Below are 19,145 nucleotides of genomic sequence, written 5' to 3'. Positions count from 1 at the left end.
ATTGGCGCTTGCGGTCAACAGGTTGGCGTGTGGAGCTGATGCCCTGGGGGACCGCATGGGCCAGGATGCATCCATCGATAACCAGAGGATGGAAGCATGGACGGTACTTCTGCAAGTCCCCAACAGATGAACGCACAACAGCGTGCGGCGCATATCCGTGACGTGGTGCTGGCCGAAGGCATGCGCCTGCGCCAGCAGCACCCCTGGCTGCTGCATCAGGACGCCCTGGGCGCCGGCATCCTGGCCTTTGCGTTGCTCGGCATGCTCGGCTCGGCGGCGCTCTACATCAGCGGTCACATGGCTTGGTGGGCGTGCCTGCTGATCAATGCGTTTCTCGCCTCGCTGACCCACGAGCTGGAACACGACCTGATCCACAGCATGTACTTTCGCAAGCAGCGCATCCCCCACAACCTGATGATGGGCCTGGTCTGGCTGGCGCGGCCGAGCACGATCAACCCGTGGGTCCGCCGTCATCTGCATCTGAACCACCACAAGGTCTCCGGCACCGAGGCCGACATGGAGGAGCGCGCCATCACCAACGGTGAACCCTGGGGGCTGGCGCGGCTGTTGATGGTCGGTGACAACGTCATGTCGGCGTTTATCCGAATGCTGCGGGCCAAAACCTGGAAGCACAAACTCAGCATCCTCAAGCGTGCGCTGCTGGTCTACGCACCGCTGGCGCTGCTGCATTGGGGCGCGTGGTATGTGTTCCTCGGCTTTCACGCGGCCAATGGCGTCGCCAGCCTGCTGGGGGCGCCCATCGAGTGGTCGGCCGGCACCTTGCAGATGATGCACGTGATCGACATCGCCGCCGTGGTGATCATCGGCCCCAACGTGCTGCGCACCTTTTGCCTGCACTTTGTCAGCTCCAACATGCACTACTACGGCGATGTGGAGCCGGGCAACGTGATCCAGCAGACCCAGGTGCTGAACCCGTGGTGGCTGTGGCCGTTGCAGGCGTTCTGCTTCAACTTCGGCAGCACCCACGGCATCCACCATTTTGTGGTCAAGGAGCCGTTCTACATCCGCCAACTGACCGCCAGGGTCGCGCATCAGGTCATGGCGCAGATGGGCGTACGCTTCAATGATTTCGGGACGTTTGCGCGGGCCAATCGGCTTGGTTTTCCACCGCCTGCAGCGTCTCGATCAACGCCTTCGCCGCAGGCGACAAGCGCACCCCAGCGCGGCTGATCACGCCGCAGCGGTTGCTCAGGCTGTCGAGGGCGTGGGGCAGGTTGCGCCAGTGCAGCACCTGCAACGCGCCGCTGGTGAACGCTTCGACGAAGGCTTCTTCGGCGCCCAGGCCAATCGCATCGGACTGGCGCACGATGCTCGCCAGTGTCGAGAACTGCTCAAGCTCGATGGCGGGCACAAAGTCGATACGCCCGCTGAGGTTGGCCAGCAGTTTGCGAATGCCCGGCGCGATCAGCGGCGTGGCCAGCGGGTAGCCGAACAGGTCGTTGGTGGACAGGCTGTCCTTGGCCAGCAACGGGTGCCCGGCGCGGCAGAAAAACACACTGCGCCGGGGTGTCAGGGCCCGGGTCTGGAAGTTCGGGTCGGCCTCGAAGTGGCGCACATCGGCGATAAAAAACTCGATCTCTTCGCGGCTCAGGCTACGCCCGAGTTTTTCCCAGTTATCCACCTGCAACGCGCTGCGCACCTTGGGGTAGGTGGTGATAAACCGCGCGAGGGCCTGGGGCACCAGATTGACCGCCGCCGCCCCATCACTGCCAAAACGTACTTCACCGGCGTCGAGCTTGGTCATGCGCGTGACTTCGTGGCTGAGCAACGCCGCGCCTTGCACCAGGCTCAGGGCATGTTGCAGCACCACCTGGCCTTCGGGGGTGGGGCGCAGCTCCTTGTGGGCGCGGTCCACCAGCACGCAGCCGAATTCCTGCTCCAGGCCCTGGATGCTGCGGCTGAACGCCGGTTGCGTGATGCCCATGGCGTCGGCGGCACGCACGAAACTGCGGTGCTCGTTGAGCGCGATGAAGTAGCGCAGTTGGCGAAGATCCATGGGGCGCCCGGCGTCCAAGAGGGGGAACCGGGATTTTAAGGGGCTTGCTTATTTCGTCAATGAAGCATGTTTGTTTTATCTAGATCTTAAATGCATATCTATAGAGCGGCTGCCGTGCGGTAGGTGGCCGGGCTGAACACTCGTGTCACCACCAGCATTGCCACGGCGGTGACGGTCAGCACCACCCAGGCGCTGACAAAATTGCCGCTCAGTTCGCGCAGCCAGCCGGTCATCCACGGCGACACCGCGTTGATCAGGAAGCCCACGCCCTGCACGAAGGCCGCCAGTTGCCCGGCTTGGCGCGGGTCGCGGTGATGGTCGAGGGTCAGCAGCAGGCTCAGGGCAAAACACGCGCCCAGGCCGAAGCCGCACAGCGCCACCCACACATGGGGAAATTGCAGCGGGGCCATGATCAGCCCCAGGTACCCGATGGTCTGCGCCAGCAGGCTGATGCCGAGCAACGGCCGCCGGTCGATGCCGCGTTGCGCCAGCACCGGCATCAACAGCGCGGCGAGCACCTGGAAGATGGTCATGAACGCCAGCAACGAACCGCTGGGCAGTACGCCCCAACCCAGTTGCTGATAGAACGCCGGCAGCCACGCCACCAGGCTCATGTAGCCGCAATTGACCAAGCCGAAATACAACGCCAGCAGCCAGGCGCGGCGGTTGCGCAGGCCCTTGAATGCTGGTATCTGCCTGGCGCTTTTCGCCGCACCCAGGGGCAAACAGGCCCACAGCAACAACGCCGCCAGCGCGGGCAGCAGCCACACGCCGAGCCCCGCCTGCCAAGCGCCGAACTGCGTGGCCACCAGCGGGCTGAGCAGCGCCGCCAAACCGCCGCCGGCCATCAACGAGGCCGAATACACGCCCATCGCCACCGGCACGCGGTGCTGGAATTCGCGCTTGATCATCGCCGGCACCAACGCCTGGATCAGCGCCACGCCCGCACCCCCCAACAGCGCCGTCACCAGCAGCGCCGCGCCCTGGCCCATCAGCCAGCGCGCCAGGCACGCCAGCAGAATCATCATCAGGCCCAACGCGATGCCGCGCCGCTCGCCCAGTTGCGCCTCGACGCGCACGCCGACCAGTGCGACCAGGCCCATGCAAATCACCGGCAGGCTGGTGAGCAGGGCGCTGCTCTGGAAACTCAGGCCGGTGGCCAGGCGGATTTCGCCGAGCAACGGGCTGATGGAACTGAGGATCGGCCGCAGGTTGAGGCCCAACACGATCAGCAGGCCCCAGCCGGCGAAGGATTTATTGAGGGTCATGCGGCGCCCTTGCGGCAGGTAAATGAGGCGTGAGTATGGGCAGCGCCGCAGGTATTCTGAAATTAAATATAACCATGCCAATCAGTGGCAAGTTGAATGGTGAGCGCCATGTTCGATCCCGTGTTGTTACGCAGCTTTGTTGCCGTAGTGGACTGCGGCAACTTCACCCGCGCCGCCGAGCGCCTGCACCTGACCCAATCCACCGTAAGCCAGCAGATCCGCCGCCTGGAGGACGTCGCCGGTTGCCAGTTGCTCGACCGCGATCAGCGCCGCGTGGTCGCCACCACCGAGGGTGAGCGCTTGCTGGCCTACGCGCGGCGCATCCTGGCGCTGCATGAAGAGGCCGCCGACGTGCTGATCAACCAGCAAAGCGACGGCGTGCTGCGCCTGGGCGTGCCGGAAGATTTCGCCTCCGAGCGCCTGCTGCCGCTGCTCTCGGCGTTTGTCGGGGCGTATCCACGGGTGCGCCTGGAAGTCACCAGTGGCCTGGGCCCCGAGTTGCAGCGCCAATACCGCAGTGGTGAGTTCGACGTGCTGCTGGTCAAGCAGATGGGCGACAGCGATGACTGCCTGGCCTCGTGGCCGGAGCCATTGTGCTGGGTCGACAGCCGCAGCATGCCGTGCCTGGACCGCGAGCCGCTGCCGCTGGTGGCGTTCCCGGTGGGCGGGCTGTACCGCAACGAGATGCTGCAACACCTGGAAGTCGGCGGCTGGCGCTGGCGCATCGGCTATTCCAGCGCCAGCCTGGCAGGTGTGTGTGCGGCGGTGGCGGCGGGCTTGGGTATCAGCTTGCTGCCGGTACGGGTGGTGCAGGCCGGGCACCAGATCCTGGGTGAGGACAGCGGCCTGCCGGTGGTGCAGGGCGTGCGCCTGGCGTTGTATGCGCGCAGCGGCCTGGGGGCGGCGGGGCAGTGTCTACAGAGCGAGTTGTTCGATTTATGTGCAAACAGCCCGTGTTGAGCCATGCCTTTGCTGAATATTTTGTATGCCTGTAAAGCATTGAAAAAACACGCCTCGGCGCCAGGCCACGAACGACGTGGGTTTGGCGTTTCAGTCCGGCTCGGTTATGCAGTTTCGGTCTATGTATAACTTTAAAGATTACTTTAAGAGATAAGCGTCTGGCCCCGATGATTCAGTCCTCGACGGCCTTCCAACGCAGGCCCGTCGGTTTTTTGTTTGAAAACCGTAGGGAGTGAATCCATGGGCAATGTCCAGACCGCCGCCAGTGCACACGAGGCGCAATGGCGCCAGGCACCGGGTGGTGAGTTGGTCGACCTTGGCCGGCCGCATCGCGCGCCGCTGGGGCAACTGCGCACGCAGCAAACCCCCAAGCGTTTCTCCAGCCGTCGCGAAGGCATTCTGCTGGGTTTGCTGGTGCTGGCCCTGCACGCTGCGGTGATCTACTGGGTGGCGCAGAAGCCGACACCGGTGCTGCCGATCGTGCCGCCGGAAATTCCGCCGATGACCATCGAATTTTCCCAGCCGGCGCCGCCGGTGGTCGAACCGCCACCGCCTGTGCCGCCACCACCGCCGCCGCCCGTGGTTGAGCCACCGCCGCCCGTGGTGGATGAGTTGGCCGCCAAGCCGGCGCCGAAAAAGCCGATTCCAAAACCCAAGCCCGTGCCGAAGCCGGTGCCCAAGCCTGAGCCCGCCCCCAAACCGGTCGAGCCGCCGCCCGCACCCCCGACCCCGGCACCGCCCGCACCGCCCGCGCCACCGGCACCGGCGCCGGTAACGCCCGCTTCGGCCAACGCCGCGTATTTGAAGAACCCGGCGCCCGAATACCCGTCACTGGCCCAGCGCCGTGGCTGGGAAGGCACGGTGTTGCTGCGGGTGCAGGTGCTGGCCAGTGGCAAGCCGGGTGAGATCCAGATCCAGAAGAGCAGCGGTCGCCAGCAACTCGACGACGCCGCGCTGGCTGCGGTGAAGCGTTGGAGCTTCGTACCGGCCAAGCAGGGCGACGTCGCCCAGAACGGCTGGGTCAGCGTCCCGATCGATTTCAAGATTCACTAACTATTCGGCTGCGGTGTGTTGCACACGCCGCGACCTGCACAGAGGGAAGACATCATGGCATTAGCATCTCCACTTGAATCCATCGAAAGCGCGGTGATCTGGCTGCTGGTGGTTTTTTCGGTCGCCACCTGGGGCCTGGCCCTGCTCAAGGGCGTGCAGTTCGGTCGCCTCAAGGCGCAGGATCGCAAGTTCCATAAACAGTTCTGGGCGGCGTCGAGCCTCGACTCGGCCGCCGAGCTGGCAGAAACCCAACCCGGCGCCGCAGCCCGTGTGGCCCAGGCCGGTTACGCCGCGATCCAGGTGGGCGAGACGCCACACGCTGCCGACCTGAGCCAGGCCATCAACCACCAGGACCGCCTCGAACGCGCCCTGCGCCAACAGATCGTGCGTGAACGCCGTTCCCTGGAGACCGGCCTGGCCGTGGTCGCCAGTATCGGCAGCACCTCGCCGTTCATCGGCCTGTTCGGCACCGTGTGGGGCATCATGGAAGCGCTCAAGGGCATCAGTGCCGCCGGTTCCGCCAGCCTCGAAACCGTGGCCGGCCCGATTGGTGCCGCACTGGTGGCCACGGGTGTAGGTATCGCCGTCGCCGTACCGGCGGTGCTGGTCTACAACTACTTCCTGCGCCGTCTCAAGCTGACGGCTGCGGACCTCGACGACTTTGCCCACGACTTCTACAGCCTGGCGCAGAAAAATTCGTTCCGCGTGCTGCTGCACCCGACCCTGAACAAAACCGCGGCCGGCAACCCGCAGAAAGTGAAGGAGGCGTCCTGAGATGGCCTTCTCCACGCAAGACAGTGATGAGGTACTGAGCGAGATCAACGTCACGCCGCTGGTGGACGTGATGCTGGTGCTGCTGGTGGTGTTTATCGTCACCGCGCCGCTGTTGACCAACGCGATCCCGATCAACCTGCCCAAGACCGAGGCCGTGGCCCCGGTGGAGCAGAAGGACCCGCTGGTGGTGAGCATCGACGGCGCCGGCAAAGTGTTTATCAACAAGGACGAAATCCAGCCGGACCTGCTGGAATTCAACCTGCAGGCGGCGAAAGCCAAGGACCCCGATGTGCGGGTGCAACTGCAGGCTGACGATGGTGTGAACTACGGCGAAGTGGCGCGAGCCATGGCGTCGATCGAACGTGCGGGCATTACCAAGTTGTCGGTGATTACCGCCCGTTGATTGCAAAAGCCTCGACAAGTTTTTGGCCGTCTCCTTGGCAGGGTGCGGCCTTTTTTTTGCCTGGAATTTAACCAGCAACACAAACGCCAGCCTGGAATGAGGGCCCCTGTGGGAGCGGGCTTGCTCGCGAATGCGGTGTACCAGTCGGCATCTTCATCGCTGACCCACCGCATTCGCGAGCAAGCCCGCTCCCACATTTGGATCTTTATTGGGTTTAAGTTTTTGGTTATTAATAAATAGCTTCTTATTCCTTAACGAATATAAACCTCGTCCCTATACTGTCCTACAACGTTAAACGCTGCAGGAGGGCACACCCATGCACAGCGAGTCGATTCGTTATCTGATCGTGCCGGGCTGGCAAGGATCGCCAGAAGATCATTGGCAAAGTCATTGGCAGAACAGCCTGCCCAACAGTGCACGCGTGGAACAGGCCGACTGGCTGACCCCGCGCCGTGAAGACTGGGTGGCCGCGCTGGCCGAGGCCATCGCCGCCGACAGCACGCCGGTGATCCTGATCGCCCATAGCCTGGGGTGCATCACCGTGGCGCATTGGGCTGCGACTGCCCCGGTGCAGTTCTTGCGCCAGGTGCGGGGTGCCTTGCTGGTGGCCCCGGCCGATGTCGAACGGCCTGCCTGCTCGCCTGCCTTGCGTAATTTCGCACCGATTCCCACTGACCTGCTGCCGTTTCCGAGCCAAGTGGTCAGCTCCGACAACGACGCCGCCGTCAGCGCCCCGCGGGCCCTGGAGCTGGCGCGTCACTGGGGCGCCGAAGCCGGCATCCTCGCGGGTGCCGGGCATATCAACGTGAAGTCCGGCCACCAGCGCTGGGAACAGGGCTTCGCCTACCTCTATCGCCTGCAAAGCCGCCTCGAGCACCACGCCCGGCGCAGTGCCTGAACACTTTTCAACGCCCCGTCCCTGAGTGGATCTGGGGCGGGAGCCTGCCATGAGTCTGCATGAAACCTACGGCCAGCCATTGCTGACCTTTCCCGACGCCGATAAAAGCCCGTTGAGCATCCGCGCCAAGGCGCTGGTGTTTGTCGACCCACGCTCGCGCCAGTTGCGCGAAGACCTCGAAAGCCTCGCGCCCCGCGCCCTGCCGGTGTTGATTCGCGGCGAGACCGGCAGCGGTAAAGAGTTGCTGGCGCGGCATATCCACCGTGGCAGCGATCGCGGCGGCTTGTTTGTGTCGGTCAACTGCGGTGCGATCAGCCCGACCTACGCCGACGCCGAGCTGTTCGGCTACGCCGCCGGTGCCCACAGCGGCGCGGCCAGCAGCCGGGCCGGCTGGTTCGGTTCGGCCAACGGCGGCACCTTGTACCTGGACGAGATCGGCGACTTGCCGCTGCCGATCCAGGTCAAATTGCTCGCCGCCCTGGAAAACCACGAAGTCACCCGCGTCGGCGCCCATCAGCCAAGCCCGGTGGATGTGCGCCTGGTTGCCGCCACCAGCATCGACCTGGCCCAGGCCGTGGCGGCGGGCAAGTTCAATGAGCGCCTGTTCCATTACCTGAGCGAAGGCCAGCTGGAGTTGCCAGCACTGCGCGAGCGGGTTGGCGACATCCTGTCCCTGGCCGAATATTTTCTCGGCATCTACAGTCAGCGCCTGGACCTGCCGGTGCCGCTGATCAGCGATGCGGCCCAGCAGGTGCTGGAACAACACAGTTGGCCGGGCAATACCCGCGAGCTGGAAAACGTCATTCACTTTGCCTTGCTGGTAAGCAGTGGCGACGAGATCTTGCCCGAGCATTTGAATCTGCCCGTGGCCGGTTCGCCCCTTGAGCAGGTGCAGCGGATTTTCAATAACGCCAGCGCCGCTGAACGGGAAAGCTTGCGCAACTTTCTATCTCAAAAAGCAGCTACATGAACAAAATGGAATATCAACGTGAATAAAAGATATTGTTCGGGAATAAAAAATCTAGGTATTGTCCGCTTCACGCCGCGATAGCACATCGCTGGCACACCACATAACAAGCGGCCGTCACCGACGCCCCGGAATTAAGGACACTGCATGAAAAAGGTTCTGTTGTTTACCGCACTGACGGCTGCCCTGACTGCAAGCTTCGCCCAGGCCAACGAGAAGCTGGTGGTTGCTGCCACCCCGATCCCGCACGCCGAGATCCTCGAACTGGTCAAGCCAACCCTGGCCAAAGAAGGCGTGGACCTGGAAATCAAAGTCTTCACTGACTACGTACAACCCAACGTACAGGTCGCCGAGAAGCGCCTGGACGCCAACTACTTCCAGACCCTGCCGTACCTGGAAAACTTCAACAAGGGCAAGGGCACCAACCTGGTCACCGTGGTTGGTGTGCACGTTGAACCCTTCGGCGGTTATTCGAAAAAGATCAAAAACATTTCCGAGCTCAAAGATGGCGCTACCGTGGCCATCCCGAACGAAGGCTCCAACAGCGGCCGCGCCCTGTTGCTGCTGCAGAAAGCCGGCGTGATCACCCTGAAAGACCCGACCAATGCCTTGTCTACGCCAAAAGACATCAAGGACAACCCCAAGCACCTGAAATTCAAGGAGCTGGAATCGGCCCTGCTGCCACGCGTGCTGGACCAGGTTGACCTGGACCTGATCAACACCAACTACGCCCTGGAAGCGGGTCTGAACCCGGCCAAGGACGCGCTGATCATCGAAGACGCCAAGTCGCCGTACGTGAACTTCCTGGTGGCTCGCCCGGACAACAAGGACAGCGACGCGATCCAGAAGCTCTCCAAGGCCCTGACCAGCCCGGAAGTCAAAGCTTTCATCGAGAAGAAGTACAACGGCGCGGTAGTGCCTGCGTTCTGATGTAGCCCAAAACCCCTTCAAGGTTTCAACGCCGACGGCTCCTACAGCGTCGGCGTTTTTTATTGCCTGAAATTTGGAATGCAATCAAACCTGTGGGAGCAGGCAAGCCAGCTCCCACAGGAGATTTGTGTAGGTTTGCAAGGGTTAGCTTTTTGCGTGATATGAATATGCTATTTGGGTATTTAAAATTTCTTTTTTATACCTTTAAAGTCTGCGCTACCCGGCGTTACCCACGCCGGCTCGAACCGCGCACGCCGCATTACCCCTGTGGCGTTTTGGACTTCCGATGACCTTCGATTTCGCGTTTATCCTCAGCACCCTGCCGGCGTTTCTCAACGCCGTCGGGGTGACGCTGCAAGTCGGCCTGATCGCCATTGCCACCTCGCTGCTGGTGGCGCTGATCAACGCTGCGCTGCTGGTGTTTCGCACGCCCTACCTGTCGCGCCTGGTGGCGCTGTACGTGGAGCTGGCGCGCAACACGCCGCTGCTGATCCAACTGTTTTTCGTCTACTTCGCGCTGCCGGCCCTGGGCTTGAATATCTCCGGGTTCTGGGCGGCGATCATCACCATGACGTTCCTCGGCGGCGCCTACCTCACCGAAGTACTGCGCGCCGGGGTGGAAGCGGTGCCGCTGGCGCAGATCGAGTCGGGCAAGTCCATCGGCCTGTCCGACTGGCAACTGCTGCGCCACGTGATCCTGCCCCAGGCCGGCATTCTCAGCCTGCCGGCGCTGTTCGCCAATTTCATCTTCCTGCTCAAGGAGACCACCGTGGTGTCTGCCGTGGCGGTGCCGGAGATTCTCTACACCACCAAAAGCTACATCGCGCTCTACTACAAGACCTACGAGATGCTCGCCGTGCTGACGCTGATCTGCGTGTTGCTGTTCTTGCCGCTGTCGCTGCTGCTCAGCCGCCTGGAAAGGAGGCTCCAGCATGGCCAGTTCGGGTCTTGAGTTGCTGTGGGTGTCGTTGCCGCAACTGGGCAAGGGCGCTGCGCAAACCCTGTCGATTTCCTTCTTGAGCATCGCCTTCAGCACCGTCGGCGGCGTGGTGTATGGCGTGTTGCGCAGCTTGAACAACCGCCTGCTCAACGCGGTGTTGCGGGTGTACCTGGAGCTGTTTCGCGCGATCCCGGTGCTGGTGTGGCTGTACCTGCTGTTTTTCGGCCTGCCGATTTTCTTCGGCCTGAGCATTCCGAGCTTCTGGTGTGCGGTGCTGGTGCTGTCGTTGTGGGGGGCCAGTGAAGTCGGCGAAGTGGTGCGCGGCGCGTTGCATTCGCTGCCCCGTGGCCAGCGAGAGGCGGGCTTGTCGATTGGCCTGTCCGGTCCGCAGCTGTACGGCTACGTGCTGCTGCCCCAGGCGCTCAAGCGCATGACGCCGCCGACCATCAACGTCTACACGCGCATCATCAAGACCAGCTCCCTGGCGGTGCTGATCGGCGTGGTGGACGTGATCAAGGTCGGTCAGCAAATCATCGAACGCACCTACGAATCCGTGTTGATTTACGGCGTGCTGTTCCTGTTTTTCTTCTTTATCTGCTACCCGTTGTCGGCCGCCTCCAAGGTGCTGGAACGGCGCTGGGCCCAAGCATGAGCGCATTGATCGAGTTTCAGGGTTTCAACAAATTCTTCGGCGAAACGCAGGTGCTCAAGGGCATCGACTTGCGTGTGCGCAGCGGCGAAGTAGTGGTGATCCTCGGCCCCAGCGGCTGCGGCAAAAGCACCTTGCTGCGCTGCCTGAACGGGCTGGAAGTGGCCCACAGCGGTAGCCTGCGTTTTGCCGGCAACGAGCTGTTGGACACAAGCACCGACTGGCGCCAGGTGCGCCAGGACATCGGCATGGTGTTCCAGAGTTACCACCTGTTCCCGCATATGAGCGTGCTCGACAACATCCTGCTCGGCCCGCTGAAAGTGCAAAAACGTGACCCCCGCGAAGCCCGCGAGCAAGCCGAAAAACTCCTCGAACGCGTCGGCCTGGCCGACAAGCGCGACGCCTTCCCGCGCCAGCTCTCCGGCGGCCAGCAGCAACGCATCGCCATCGTCCGTTCGTTGTGCATGAACCCGCAAGTCATGCTGTTTGACGAAGTCACCGCTGCCCTCGACCCGGAAATGGTCAAGGAAGTGTTGGAAGTGATCCAGGGCCTGGCCCGCGATGGCATGACCCTGCTGATCGTCACCCACGAAATGGCCTTCGCCCGCGCCGTCGCCGACCGCGTGGTGTTTATGGAGGCCGGGCGCATCCTCGAACACAACACCCCCGAAGAATTCTTTACGAACCCGCAAACCGCACGCGCGCAGCAGTTCCTGGAGAAGTTCTCCTTTGTCTCAACACTGCCCAAGAAAACCAAGGAACTGGAGCTGCTATGAAAAAACTACTGCTGCCACTGTTGGCCGTCGCCGTACTGGCCGGCTGCGATAAAAAGGCCGAAGAGCCGGCCAAACCCGTCGCCGCTGCCACGAGCTACATCGACAAGATCAAGGCGCGCGACAAGCTGATCGTCGGCGTGTTCACCGACAAGCCGCCGTTCGGCTTCGTCAACGAAGCCGGGCGCTACGTTGGCTTCGATACCGACATCGGCCGCCAATTCGCCAAGGATCTGCTGGGCGATGAAAACAAGGTGGAATTCGTCGCGGTCGAGCCGGCCAGCCGCATTCCGTTCCTGCAAAGCGACAAGGTCGACCTGATCCTCGCCAACATGACCGTGACGCCGGAGCGCAAGGAAGCGGTGGACTTCACCAACCCCAACCTGAAAGTCGCGGTACAGGCCCTGGTGCCCAACGACAGCGCGGTGAAAAGCCTGGATGACCTGGCGACCCGCACCACCATCGTGACCACCGGCACCACCGCCGACATCTGGCTGACCAAGAACCACCCGGACTGGAAACTGCTCAAGTTCGAGAAAAACTCCGAGTCGCTGCAAGCGTTGTCGGCGGGTCGTGGTGACGCTTATGCGCAAGACAACCTGGTGCTGTTCAGCTGGGCCAAGCAGAACCCGGGTTACCGCGTGCTGGAAGAGAAGCTCGGCGATGAAGCGCCGATTGCGCCGGCGGTGAAGAAGGGCAACGTTGAGCTGCGTGACTGGGTGAATGCCGAGTTGGCGAAGTTGGGTGAGGAGAAGTTCCTGCTCAAGCTGTATGACCAATATGTGCGTAAAGAGCTGAGCGATGACACCAAGCCTGAGAGCGTGATTGTTGAAGGGGGCAAGTGGCAGGGTTGATCCTTTGCTTTTGTGGTGACTGAACTACCGCTTTCGCGAGCAAGCCCGCTCCCACATTTTCCCGCATTCCAAAGGAAGAACTCGGTCAAATGTGGGAGCGGGCTTGCTCGCGAAGAGGCCCTCCCAGTCACAACTTACTCCGGCCAATGCCAAGCCGGCGCATCCAACATCCCCTGCCCGACAATCCGCGTCTCCCCCAACACCTTCTCCAACACAATCGAATTGCACCCCGCATCCTGCTGCAACGCCGCAATCAACCGGCTGGCATGGGACACCACCCACACCTGGCAGTGCTCGGACGCCTGGATAATCAAGCGCGCCAACGCCGGCAGCAGGTCCGGGTGCAAGCTGGTCTCGGGCTCGTTCAGCACCATCATGGTTGGCGGCCGTGGAGTCAGCAGCGCCGCGATCAGCAGCAGGTAACGCAAGGTGCCGTCCGACAGCTCCGCCGCCGACAATGGCCGCAGCAAGCCTTCCTGATAGAACTCGATCGCAAAGCGCCCGCCCTGCAACGGTTGGATATTCAGGCGCGCACCGGGGAAGGCGTCGCTGACCGCCTGCTGCAACGCCTCTGGGTCGCCTATCTCGCGAATGGTCTGCAACGCCGCCGCCAGGTCGCGCCCGTCATGGTGCAACACCGGCGTGCGGGTGCCCAGTTGCGGTTGGCGCACCGGCGCGTCGGCGTCGCTGCGAAAGTGATCATAAAAGCGCCAGCCGCGAATGTTTTCGCGCAGCAGCAACACCTCCGGCGAGCCGCGCAGGCTGCCGACCTGATCGAACAGGCTGTGGTAGTTCGGGGTGTGCTGGGCCAGTACGTCCCATTGGCGACCGTCGCGGGCGCGTACCATCGGCCCGGAACGCTGCACCAGCAGGCTGGCCGGGCGGTAGATGGGGCCGGCCCAGATGCATTCTTTCTTCACTTGCGGATCAAGGGCGAAAAACGACAGGGTCTTTTCCGGCAGGCCGAGGGAGATGGCGTAGCTGAAATCTTCGCCGGCAAAGCCCAGGCGCAGGCGTTTGACGCCTTGGCGCACCGTGGACTCAACCGGCACCTCGCCGCTTTTCATGCGGCGGCTGAGGGTTTCCGGCCCGGCCCAGAAGGTCGAATCCAGCCCGCCCTCACGGGCCAGCGCATTGATCACTCCGCCCTGGGCGGTTTCTGCCAGCAGGCGCAGGGCGCGGTACAAGTTGGACTTGCCGCTGCCATTGGGGCCGGTCACCAGGTTCAAGCGGGCGAGGGGCACCACCAATTTATTGATCGAGCGGTAATTGGCCACCGCGAGGGTCTTGAGCATGGGTCTTCAATCAATGGGGGGAACCGCTGGAGTATGGGAGCCTGCATGCAGTTTAGGAACCCTCAACTAAGCTCACAGTCGCATACACATCTGGTTTATCGCATCACGCAAAGGAGCCTGCATGGGCGGTCGTATTTGCACCTGTATTTTCGGACTTGGTCTACTGACGCTGTTAAGCGGTTGCGGTGAGGAAAAGGCCGAGCCCAAACAGCATTCACGGGTCTTTGTCCAAACCGTGCAACCGGCGGATTTCGCCGCAGCGGTCACCCTCACCGGCGACATCCAGGCCCGTGTGCAAACCGACCTGTCGTTCCGCGTCGGCGGCAAGATCATCCAGCGCATGGTCGACGTGGGTGACCGCGTCAGCGCCAAGCAGGTGCTGGCCAAGCTCGATCCCAAGGATTTGCAGACCAACGTTGATTCCGCCCAGGCCCAGGTCGTGGCCGAGCAGGCGCGTGTCAAGCAGACTGCCGCCGCCTTTGTGCGCCAGGAAAAGCTGCTGCCCAAGGGCTACACCAGCCGCAGCGAATACGACGCCGCCCAGGCCGCGCTGCGCAGCAGCCAAAGCGCCCTGGCCGCCGCGCAAGCCCAATTGGCCAACGCCCGCGAACAACTGGGCTACACCGCGTTGATCGCTGAGGCGCCGGGCGTGATCACTGCGCGTCAGGCCGAAGTCGGCCAAGTGGTGCAGGCCACCGTGCCGATCTTCAGCCTGGCCCGCGACGGCGAACGCGATGCGGTGTTCAACGTGTATGAATCGCTGCTGATGGAGCCGCCGCCGGATGCGCCGATCACTGTCAGCCTGTTGGAAAACCCCAGCATCAAGGCCCAAGGCAAAGTCCGCGAAGTCACCCCGGCCGTGGCCGCCAACACCGGCACCGTTCAGGTGAAGATTGCCCTGGAGGCGCTGCCCAAGGGCATGCAACTCGGCTCGGTGGTCAGCGCCACCGCCAGTGGCCCGGCCAGGCCCAGCATCGAGTTGCCCTGGTCAGCCCTGACCAAAGACCTCAACGAACCGGCTGTTTGGTTGGTCGACGGCGACGGCAAGGCGCAGTTGCACAAGGTCAGCGTGGCGCGGTATCTCACCGGCAAAGTCATCATCGGCGACGGCCTCAAGGGCGGCGAAAAAGTCGTGGTGGCCGGTGGGCAACTGCTGCACCCCGGCATGCTCGTCGAGATCGCCCAGCAAGGAGCCCAGCCATGAAGCACCTGACGGCCATACTCGCCGCCAGCCTGTTGCTGGCGGCGTGCTCCAAGCAGGAACCTGCGCCCGAGCCCGTGCGCCCGGTGCTGTCCATGGAAGTGAAAGCCGAAGACCAGGAAACCCTCGGCCGCTTCGCCGGCACCATCCAGGCCCGCTATGAAAGCAACCTGGGGTTCCGCGTGCCCGGCCGTATTGCCCGGCGTGCCGTGGATGTCGGCGCAGAGGTGGAGAAGGGCGCCTTGCTCGCCGTCCTCGACCCCACCGACCAGCAAAACCAACTGCGCGCCGCCCAAGGCGACCTGGCGCGCGTGCAGGCGCAATACATCAACGCCCAGGCCAACGCACGGCGCCAGCAGGAACTGTTCAACCGTGGCGTCGGCGCCCAGGCCCAGCTGGACATCGCCCAGACCGACCTGAAAACCACCCAGGCCTCCCTCGATCAAGCCCAGGCCGCCGTCAACCAGGCCAAGGACCAGCTCAACTACGCCGAGTTGCGCACCGACCACGGTGGCATCGTCACCGCCTGGAGCGCCGAGGCCGGCCAGGTGGTCAGTGCTGGCCAGCAAGTGGTGACCCTGGCGCGCCCGGACATCAAGGAAGCGGTGATCGACCTGCCCGCAGGCCTCGCCGAGCGGCTGCCCCATGACGTGGTGTTCCTGGTTGCCGGGCAACTGGACCCGAGCGTCAACACCACTGCCATCGTGCGCGAGATCGAACCCCAGGCCCAAAGCGCCACCCGCACCCGTCGCGCGCGCCTGAGCCTGGCCGAGACGCCGCCCGCGTTCCGCCTCGGCACAGCGATCAGCGTGACCTTGAGCAGCGCCATCGCGCCGCGTATCGAACTGCCCCTGAGCGCCTTGCAGCAAGTCGACGGCAAGAGCCGCATCTGGCTGCTCGACACCCAGAACCAGACCGTGCAGCCGCGTGAGGTCAGCGTCATCAGCCGTGACGCCAGCAGCGCCGTGCTCAACGGCGGCGTACAGCCCGGTGAACGTATCGTCACCGCCGGCGTGAACAGCCTGAAACCCGGGCAGAAAGTCAAAATCGACGAGGACAGCCCGCGATGAAAGGCAGCTTCAACTTATCCGACTGGGCGCTCAAGCATCAGTCCTTCGTCTGGTACCTGATGTTCGTCGCGCTGCTAATGGGCGTGTTCTCCTACATGAACCTGGGCCGCGAGGAAGACCCTTCCTTCACCATCAAGACCATGGTGATCCAGACCCGCTGGCCGGGCGCGACCCAGGAAGAAACCCTCAAGCAGGTCACCGACCGCATCGAGAAAAAACTCGAGGAACTCGACTCCCTCGATTACGTGAAAAGCTACACGCGGCCGGGCGAGTCCACGGTGTTCGTCTTCTTGAAGGACACCACCAGCGCCAAGGCCATCCCGGAAATCTGGTACCAGGTGCGCAAGAAGATCGACGACATTCGCGGCACCTTTCCCCAGGGTTTGCAGGGGCCGTCGTTCAACGACGAGTTCGGTGATGTGTTTGGCTCGGTCTACGCGTTTACCGGCGACGGCCTGTCGATGCGCCAGTTGCGCGACTACGTCGAGCAGGTGCGCGCCGAGATCCGTTCGGTGCCGGGGTTGGGCAAGGTCGAGATGATCGGCCAGCAGGATGAAGTGATTTACCTGAACTTCTCCACGCGCAAACTCGCCGCACTGGGCATCGATCAGCGCCAGGTGGTGCAGAGCCTGCAATCGCAGAACGCCGTGACTCCGGCCGGGGTGATCGAGGCCGGGCCGGAGCGGATTTCCGTGCGCACTTCGGGGCAGTTCGCCTCGGAGAAGGACCTGGCCGACGTCAATCTGCGGCTCAACGATCGTTTTTACCGGCTGGCGGACATCGCCGAGATCAGCCGTGGCTACGTCGACCCGGCGCGGCCGCTGTTCCGGTTCAACGGCCAACCGGCAATCGGCCTGGCCATCGCCATGCAGAAGGGCGGCAATATCCAGGCGTTCGGCGCGGCCCTGCACGGGCGCATGGATGAGCTGACCGCCGACCTGCCGGTGGGCGTCGGCGTGCACAAGGTGTCTGACCAGGCCGAAGTGGTGGAGGAGGCTGTCGGCGGCTTCACCAGCGCGTTGTTCGAAGCGGTGATCATCGTGCTGGTGGTGAGTTTTATCAGCCTCGGCCTGCGCGCCGGGCTGGTGGTGGCGTGCTCGATTCCGTTGGTGTTGGCGCTGGTGTTCGTGTTCATGGAATACAGCGGCATCACCATGCAGCGTGTGTCGTTGGGCGCGTTGATCATCGCCCTCGGGCTGTTGGTGGACGACGCGATGATCACCGTGGAGATGATGATCACGCGCCTGGAAAAAGGCGAAACCAAGGAACAGGCGGCGACTTACGCCTACACGTCGACGGCGTTTCCGATGCTCACCGGCACCTTGGTGACGGTCGCCGGTTTCGTGCCGATCGGCCTCAACGCCAGCTCGGCGGGCGAGTACACCTTCACCCTGTTCGCGGTGATTGCCGTGGCGATGCTGGTGTCCTGGGTGGTGGCGGTGCTGTTTGCGCCGGTGATTGGCGTGCATATCCTCAGCGCCAAAGTGAAACCCCACGATGCCGAGCCGGGGCGGATTGGCCGCGCGTTCAACGGCGGCATGCTGTGGGCCATGCGCAACCGCTGGTGGGCTATCGGCATCACCGTGGCGTTGTTCGTGGCGTCGGTGTTTTCCATGCAATTTGTGCAGAACCAGTTCTTTCCGTCGTCGGACCGCCCGGAGATCCTGGTTGACCTCAACCTGCCGCAAAACGCCTCGATCAATGAGACGCGCCGCGCCGTGGACCGTCTTGAGGCGATCATCAAGGACGACCCGGACATTGCTCGCTGGAGCACCTATATCGGCCAGGGCGCGATCCGTTTCTACCTGCCGCTGGACCAGCAACTGGAGAACCCCTACTACGCGCAGTTGGTGATCGTGAGCAAAGGCCTGGAAGAGCGCGGCGCCCTGATCGCGCGTCTGCAAAAGCGCCTGCGCGACGACTTCGTCGGTATCGGCAGCTTTGTGCAGCCGCTGGAAATGGGCCCGCCGGTGGGGCGGCCGATTCAGTATCGGGTGTCGGGCAAAGACACCGACCAGGTACGTAAACATGCGATCGAACTGGCGACCTTACTGGACAAAAATACGCACCTGGGTGAGATCATTTACGACTGGAACGAGCCGGGCAAAGTGCTGCGGGTGGACATCGCCCAGGACAAGGCGCGGCAGTTGGGGTTTTCTTCGGAAGACGTCGCGCAACTGATGAACAGCGTGGTCAGTGGCGCATCCGTGACCCAGGTGCACGACGACATCTACCTGATCAATGTGGTCGGCCGCGCCGAAGACGCCGAACGCGGTACGCCGGAAACCTTGCAGAACCTGCAGATCGTCACGCCCAACGGCACCTCGATCCCGCTTTTGGCGTTCGCCACCGTGCGCTATGAGCTGGAGCAACCGCTGGTGTGGCGCCGCGACCGTAAGCCGACCATCACCATCAAGGCCTCGGTGCGCGATGAGATGCAGCCCACCGACTTGGTCAAACAGCTGGCGCCGACCATCGAAAAATTCAGCGCCGGTTTGCCGGTGGGCTACAAGGTCGCCACCGGCGGCACCGTGGAAGAAAGCGGCAAGGCCCAAGGCCCGATTGCCAGCGTGGTGCCGTTGATGTTGTTCCTGATGGCGACGTTCCTGATGATCCAGTTGCACAGCGTGCAGAAGATGTTCCTGGTGGCGAGCGTCGCGCCACTGGGGCTGATCGGCGTGGTGTTGGCGCTGATCCCCACGGGCACGCCGATGGGGTTTGTGGCGATCCTCGGCATCCTCGCGCTGATCGGCATCATCATCCGCAACTCGGTGATCCTGGTGACGCAGATCGATGAATATGAGCAGGCGGGTTTTACCCCGTGGGATGCGGTGGTGGAGGCCACCGAACATCGGCGTCGACCGATCCTGCTGACGGCGGCGGCGGCGAGCCTGGGCATGATCCCCATCGCCCGCGAAGTGTTCTGGGGGCCGATGGCCTACGCGATGATTGGCGGAATCATCATTGCCACGTTGTTGACCCTGTTGTTCCTGCCGGCGCTGTATGTGGCCTGGTACAAGATCCGCGAGCCGAAACAGGAGCAACAGGCCGAATAAGGTCAAAAAATGTGGGAGCGGTCTGTCAGTTAAAAGT

18 protein-coding genes are annotated in these 19,145 nt (G+C 63.0%); 15 read left to right on the top strand and 3 right to left on the bottom strand.

Translation table 11 applies throughout. The features are described from left to right. Positions 1–96 precede the first annotated feature (96 nt). Positions 97–1,191 carry a fatty acid desaturase gene (locus tag IB241_RS11535; protein ID WP_192298506.1) on the top strand — a complete coding sequence of 365 codons (1,095 nt, stop codon included), beginning with the start codon at positions 97–99 and terminating at the stop codon, positions 1,189–1,191. On the opposite strand, the gene IB241_RS11530 is transcribed toward IB241_RS11535, so the two are convergent. Then, positions 1,082–2,017: a LysR family transcriptional regulator gene (locus tag IB241_RS11530; protein ID WP_192298505.1), complete on the bottom strand. Its 936-nt coding sequence runs from the start codon at positions 2,015–2,017 to the stop codon at positions 1,082–1,084. The two genes, IB241_RS11535 and IB241_RS11530, sit on opposite strands and share 110 nt — an antisense overlap. A 98-nt stretch (positions 2,018–2,115) precedes the next feature. After that, complete coding sequence (locus IB241_RS11525) at positions 2,116–3,285, bottom strand: CynX/NimT family MFS transporter (RefSeq protein WP_192298504.1); 1,170 nt, start codon at positions 3,283–3,285, stop codon at positions 2,116–2,118. Positions 3,286–3,393: 108 nt separating this feature from the next. Here IB241_RS11525 and IB241_RS11520 point away from each other — a divergent pair, with 108 nt between their 5' ends. The 11 genes from IB241_RS11520 to IB241_RS11470 all read left to right on the top strand — a co-directional run bounded on the left by IB241_RS11520 (position 3,394) and on the right by IB241_RS11470 (position 12,486). Next, positions 3,394–4,245: a LysR family transcriptional regulator gene (locus tag IB241_RS11520; protein ID WP_192298503.1), complete on the top strand. Its 852-nt coding sequence runs from the start codon at positions 3,394–3,396 to the stop codon at positions 4,243–4,245. 240 nt (positions 4,246–4,485) lie between these two features. Continuing rightward, positions 4,486–5,298, top strand: a complete 813-nt coding sequence (locus IB241_RS11515; protein ID WP_192298502.1) for an energy transducer TonB — start codon at positions 4,486–4,488, stop codon at positions 5,296–5,298. A gap of 51 nt (positions 5,299–5,349) precedes the next feature. Then, complete coding sequence (locus IB241_RS11510; RefSeq protein WP_192298605.1) at positions 5,350–6,072, top strand: MotA/TolQ/ExbB proton channel family protein; 723 nt, start codon at positions 5,350–5,352, stop codon at positions 6,070–6,072. 1 nt (position 6,073) lies between these two features. Beyond that, positions 6,074–6,475 (top strand): ExbD/TolR family protein, encoded by a 402-nt coding sequence (locus IB241_RS11505; protein WP_124526239.1) that lies wholly within the window; start codon positions 6,074–6,076, stop codon positions 6,473–6,475. Positions 6,476–6,791: 316 nt separating this feature from the next. Beyond that, the gene (locus IB241_RS11500; protein WP_192298501.1) at positions 6,792–7,373 is read left to right on the top strand and encodes an alpha/beta hydrolase; all 582 of its coding nucleotides are present in this window, start codon (positions 6,792–6,794) and stop codon (positions 7,371–7,373) included. A 49-nt stretch (positions 7,374–7,422) separates the two neighbouring features. After that, positions 7,423–8,343 carry a sigma 54-interacting transcriptional regulator gene (locus IB241_RS11495; protein WP_192298500.1) on the top strand — a complete coding sequence of 307 codons (921 nt, stop codon included), beginning with the start codon at positions 7,423–7,425 and terminating at the stop codon, positions 8,341–8,343. A gap of 144 nt (positions 8,344–8,487) precedes the next feature. Beyond that, the gene (locus tag IB241_RS11490) at positions 8,488–9,270 is read left to right on the top strand and encodes a MetQ/NlpA family ABC transporter substrate-binding protein (protein ID WP_192298499.1); all 783 of its coding nucleotides are present in this window, start codon (positions 8,488–8,490) and stop codon (positions 9,268–9,270) included. Between the two features lie 286 nt (positions 9,271–9,556). Beyond that, positions 9,557–10,222, top strand: coding sequence for an amino acid ABC transporter permease (locus tag IB241_RS11485; RefSeq protein WP_065941074.1), 666 nt, complete (start codon positions 9,557–9,559; stop codon positions 10,220–10,222). Beyond that, entirely contained in the window at positions 10,203–10,862 is a 660-nt protein-coding gene (locus tag IB241_RS11480; protein ID WP_192298498.1) for an amino acid ABC transporter permease, read from the top strand. Before IB241_RS11485 ends, IB241_RS11480 begins: the two co-directional genes overlap by 20 nt. After that, positions 10,859–11,635 carry an amino acid ABC transporter ATP-binding protein gene (locus tag IB241_RS11475; RefSeq protein WP_192298497.1) on the top strand — a complete coding sequence of 259 codons (777 nt, stop codon included), beginning with the start codon at positions 10,859–10,861 and terminating at the stop codon, positions 11,633–11,635. The genes IB241_RS11480 and IB241_RS11475 overlap by 4 nt, the downstream gene beginning before the upstream one ends. Further along, complete coding sequence (locus IB241_RS11470; protein ID WP_192298496.1) at positions 11,632–12,486, top strand: transporter substrate-binding domain-containing protein; 855 nt, start codon at positions 11,632–11,634, stop codon at positions 12,484–12,486. Before IB241_RS11475 ends, IB241_RS11470 begins: the two co-directional genes overlap by 4 nt. Positions 12,487–12,620: 134 nt before the next feature. On the opposite strand, the gene IB241_RS11465 is transcribed toward IB241_RS11470, so the two are convergent. Further along, positions 12,621–13,781, bottom strand: a complete 1,161-nt coding sequence (locus IB241_RS11465; RefSeq protein ID WP_192298495.1) for an AAA family ATPase — start codon at positions 13,779–13,781, stop codon at positions 12,621–12,623. A gap of 121 nt (positions 13,782–13,902) precedes the next feature. On the opposite strand from IB241_RS11465, the gene IB241_RS11460 reads away from it, so the two are divergent. Genes IB241_RS11460 through IB241_RS11450 form a run of 3 tightly spaced genes read left to right on the top strand, consistent with a single transcriptional unit; the run spans position 13,903 to position 19,108 of the window. Next, entirely contained in the window at positions 13,903–14,985 is a 1,083-nt protein-coding gene (locus tag IB241_RS11460) for an efflux RND transporter periplasmic adaptor subunit (protein WP_192298494.1), read from the top strand. After that, the gene (locus tag IB241_RS11455) at positions 14,982–16,052 is read left to right on the top strand and encodes an efflux RND transporter periplasmic adaptor subunit (protein WP_192298493.1); all 1,071 of its coding nucleotides are present in this window, start codon (positions 14,982–14,984) and stop codon (positions 16,050–16,052) included. The genes IB241_RS11460 and IB241_RS11455 overlap by 4 nt, the downstream gene beginning before the upstream one ends. Beyond that, positions 16,049–19,108 (top strand): efflux RND transporter permease subunit, encoded by a 3,060-nt coding sequence (locus IB241_RS11450; protein WP_192298492.1) that lies wholly within the window; start codon positions 16,049–16,051, stop codon positions 19,106–19,108. The genes IB241_RS11455 and IB241_RS11450 overlap by 4 nt, the downstream gene beginning before the upstream one ends. The last annotated feature ends 37 nt before the right edge of the window (positions 19,109–19,145 follow it).

The sequence above is a fragment of the Pseudomonas sp. PDM05 genome (genome assembly GCF_014851685.1).
GTDB lineage: Bacteria > Pseudomonadota > Gammaproteobacteria > Pseudomonadales > Pseudomonadaceae > Aquipseudomonas.
The sequence above is the reverse complement of the archived record's forward strand: the minus strand, read 5'-3'. Positions and strand labels throughout refer to the sequence as shown.